This window comes from Methylocapsa palsarum (assembly GCF_900114285.1).
Taxonomy (GTDB): domain Bacteria; phylum Pseudomonadota; class Alphaproteobacteria; order Rhizobiales; family Beijerinckiaceae; genus Methylocapsa; species Methylocapsa palsarum.
The window spans coordinates 1-1108 of record NZ_FOSN01000076.1 but is presented as its reverse complement, the minus strand read 5'-3'; the positions used below and the strand labels follow the sequence as shown (position 1 = coordinate 1108).

Here is a 1108-nt window from a genome sequence, read left to right as displayed (position 1 = left end):
AATTGCGGCTCGTTTCGGGCTTAGGCGGGTTAATTTAATTGACCCGGACGGAGACCGGCATACCGAGACTGGTCATGCGGTTGAGGACGTTGCAGCCGATCTTTGCCTCGGTCTTTGGATTGGGCAAAGTCCGGGGGTGAAGACGCCGGCCGATGATGGTCTTGTATCTGTACATCGCGGTTTCAACGAGGCTCCGCCGGCAATATCCAGAACTCCGCTGCCAGCCAATACGCCCATGCCTTGCGATCGTCTCGAGATGCTTGTCGCGCTGTGTCGACGCGGTTTGACTTGAAACGGCTGTCGAGCGAGGCGGGATAATGACAGCCGCGTCGGGATGACGTTTTGCCACCGCATCGTAAACCACTTGACCGTCATAGGCGCCATCGCCCGTCATCGAGCCGACAGGACCCTCAATTTGGTCGAGCAGATCCGCAACCGCTGAGACATCGCCGACATCGTCCGGCGTCAATTCCACGGCGGCGATCTCATGGGTGTCGGCGTCAACCGCGAGATGAAGTTTCCGCCAGCGGCGGCATGACCGAACGCCGTGCTTCTGGTCGAGCCATTCGCCTTCGCCGTAAATCTTGATCCCTGTGCTGTCGACGAGGAGATGCAGCGGCTCCTTGCGCTCCACTCGTTCCGGTAAAATCATCAGGCCGCCGCCCCGGCGGCTGAAAGTCGTATGGTCCGGAATTCTGATTTCGACACCGAGCAGCCTGCGATCGATCGTAGCGCACCCTCGGTCTGGCGAAGCGGCAGACAGAGCACCAGACGTAACGCCAATCCCGTCTCGATCGCCAGATCAGAATAGAGCGGTTGGCCGCCACGCCGGCCGGTTACTGGCGCATGCCATGCCGCCACGGCTTCCTCCGTCACCCAGAGCGTGAGGCTCCCCCGCCGGACCAGGGCGGCAGTCTGGCCAGTTCGTCACCCGGTATTTCGCCTTGGGGATCTTGCGGCGGCGGCCATCATTGAATTTATAAGGCATGGATTGTCCGGACCAGAGAGGCTTGAGCTGGGTATCTTACAACCCGCGCCCGAGGCCGTCACCGCCGCTCCTAAAGAGCGAGTACGCAGACAAATACAATCTAGAGTGTATCCACGCACC

At 60.3% G+C, this 1108-nt stretch carries 1 pseudogene; it reads right to left on the bottom strand.

Annotation, left to right across the window (positions count from 1 at the left end):
• Window positions 1-34: 34 nt before the first annotated feature.
• Window positions 35-988 (bottom strand): annotated as a pseudogene (locus BM177_RS19355) (IS5 family transposase).
• Window positions 989-1108 lie beyond the last annotated feature (120 nt).